The organism is Arthrobacter sp. (genome assembly GCF_030540645.1).
Taxonomy (GTDB): Bacteria; Actinomycetota; Actinomycetes; order Actinomycetales; family Micrococcaceae; genus Specibacter.
Genome location: NZ_JAUNVV010000153.1, coordinates 1 through 2546 on the forward strand (window position 1 = coordinate 1; position 2546 = coordinate 2546).

3 protein-coding genes are annotated in these 2546 nt (G+C 59.9%); 2 read left to right on the forward strand and 1 reads right to left on the reverse strand.

The genetic code is table 11. The features are described 5' to 3' along the window. The first annotated feature begins 235 nt into the window (after nt 1-235). A complete protein-coding gene (locus Q4P21_RS16135; RefSeq protein ID WP_303389738.1) occupies nt 236-1426 on the forward strand; it encodes an acyl-CoA dehydrogenase family protein in 1191 nt (396 codons plus the stop codon). Between the two features lie 23 nt (nt 1427-1449). Here Q4P21_RS16135 and Q4P21_RS16140 read toward each other — a convergent pair whose 3' ends face one another. Next, entirely contained in the window at nt 1450-2034 is a 585-nt protein-coding gene (locus tag Q4P21_RS16140; protein WP_303389739.1) for a M23 family metallopeptidase, read from the reverse strand. A 391-nt stretch (nt 2035-2425) separates the two neighbouring features. On the opposite strand from Q4P21_RS16140, the gene Q4P21_RS16145 reads away from it, so the two are divergent. Next, a partial coding sequence (locus tag Q4P21_RS16145) for a 30S ribosomal protein S2 (RefSeq protein ID WP_303389740.1) occupies nt 2426-2546 on the forward strand: 121 nt, incomplete at its 3' end.

Here is a 2546-nt window from a genome sequence, read left to right on the forward strand (position 1 = left end):
AACAACAGGGCGGGGGGGGGGTGGTGGGGGGCGGCGCGGCATCCCCCGCGGCCGCCCCCCCCCCACAACAGCCCCCAAGAGTGCTGCGTACCCTACGAGTGGCGACCATCGAGATCCGAGGACCACCCGCCTGTTGCGTGGATCACGCGAAGACGGTATGTTACTCATGAGTAACATGTTTGGCGCTGGGCTGAGCTGTTGACTGACCAACAAAGAGTTCGAGCAAAGGAATGCCGTGTCCAAGGCAGCAGTAGATCTAAACAACCTTCCCTACGCCGATGGCGACTTCTATGGATTTGAGCAGATGCTCTCCAGTGAAGAGCGGGAACGCTTGCAAGAACTTCGGGACTTCCTGGGCAAGGAAGTAAAGCCCATTGCCACCGACTGCTGGAACCGCGCGGAATTCCCCATGGAGATCATCCCCAAGCTGGCCGAACTGGACATCATGAGCCCTGTCCACCGGCAGGGCTACTCCAGCTTGTATGCCGGATTGAGCCATGCTGAATTCACCAGGGCAGACGCCTCGCTCGCCACGTTCATGGGAGTGCACGACGGCCTGTTCGCCGGCTCCATCGAAGCCTTGGCCTCTGAAGAACAGAAGGCTGCATGGCTTCCTGACATTTACGCCATGAAGAAAATCGGCGCCTTTGGCCTGACGGAACCGCTGGGTGGATCCGATGTTGCCGGCGGCACGCGCACCACGGCAGTGCGGGATGGCGACAACTGGATCCTCAACGGCGTCAAGCGGTGGATCGGCAACGCCACGTTCTCCGACTGGGTGGTCATCTACGCACGTGACGTGGCAGACAACCAGGTCAAGGCCTTCCTCGTTGACACCACCCTGCCCGGCTACAGCGCCAGCAAGATCGAAAACAAGACGGCTCTGCGCACAGTGCAAAACGCCGACATCACGCTGGAGAACGTTGTGGTTTCGCATGAGTTCAAGCTTGCCGGCGGAAACAGCTTCCGCGACGTCAACAAGGTTCTCAAGGTCACCCGCCTGGCCGTGGCGTGGCAGGCCGTAGGACAGCAAATGGCCGCCTTCGACGTTGCCCGCCGATACGCCGTGGAGCGCCAGCAATTTGGCCGTCCCATCGCCTCCTTCCAAATGGTGCAGGACCAGCTGGTGAAGATGCTTGGCAACACCGTCGCCTCGACATCGATGATGGTCCGGCTGTCCCAACTCGAGGACCTGGGTCAGGTCAGGGACGAGCAATCCGCGCTCGCCAAGGCATTCACGACGGCGCGCATGCGTGAAACTGTCGCCATGGGCCGGAGCCTCTTCGGCGGCAACGGCATTGTCACCGACTACGAAATGGCCAAAATCTTTGCCGACGCAGAGGCCATCTACTCCTACGAAGGCACCTACGAGATCAACACCCTCGTAACAGGACGGGCCATCACAGGTATTTCCGCAATCGTCTAAGTGCGCGGTTCTGCTTCCCCGGCTCAGTCACGCAGGGGGAGTAGCACCGAGGGGCGCAGGTCCAGGATGAATTGCAGGGGATTCAAATATTCATCTCCACGTCGCACACCCCAATGCAGGCAGCTGGAAACCCCTGAGGTGCCGACGTCGCAATGCGTGATTCCTTCAACAGCACCCAAAACCTGGCCTCGATTGATCTTATCGCCTGCCTTCAACGCAGAAGCAACAGGCTCAAAACTCAGCCGCAACCCGTCCTGCGTGGCAATGGTCAGGACGAAGCGGTCTACCACTTTGCCGGCAAACGACACGACCCCGTCAGTCGGCGCAAGAACCGGTGCCCCCTGAGTGGCGGCCAGATCGACGCCACGGTGCCCGGACAGCCATGGCTTGGACGGCGGATCGAAGGTGTGCACCACCTGCGGCTTTCCTGCCAACGGCCATCCCCAGGCGAGGGAGGCTGGCAGGGGATTGGCCGACGTCGGACGAGGTCCGGCAAGCACAGCGGAATGCGACATCGAGGCCCCACCGACACCAGCAGCAAAAGATGCTGGTGAGGAAGCAGAGGTGGCAAGCAACATCATCACGATGGCCAGAAGGAAGCCTGGCATTCTCATCCTCTGGACCAGGCGCCAGGAACCAATAAGCATGATCATTCATCCATGGTGCCCTTGCTCCGTCGAGGTCGGGTGGCTGGTACGCCAATGTGTGGGCAAAACAACGGGAAATAGGGGCTGTGGGGGAGTGGATGTGGTCCGCCGCGGTTGCTGCGTTGTAGTAGTATTGATGCAGCAGTGCGCTGATTGTGCACTGACTACGCGCACCCCACCCTGATGAGGTACCGGAAAGTTTTTCGGATCCTGCTGATGGATTGTGCCCATACGGTCCGCCTGACGGTGGTTGATGGAATGCACGATGGGTGCCAGGAGCGCAGGAACTTACCGGATTTCCGGGCAGAACCAAACGCTAAACAACCGTAAAATTACAAGAAGGAGCGTCGGCATGCCCGTCGTAACAATGCGCCAGCTGCTTGACAGCGGCGTCCACTTTGGACACCAGACCCGTCGTTGGAACCCGAAGATGAAGCGATTCATCCTCACGGAGCGCAACGGCATCTACATCA

Coding starts and splice junctions, on each gene's coding strand:
- Q4P21_RS16140 (WP_303389739.1), bottom strand. CDS start 2,034: ATGCCAGGCTTCCTTCTGGCCATCGTGATGATGTTGCTTGCCACCTCT.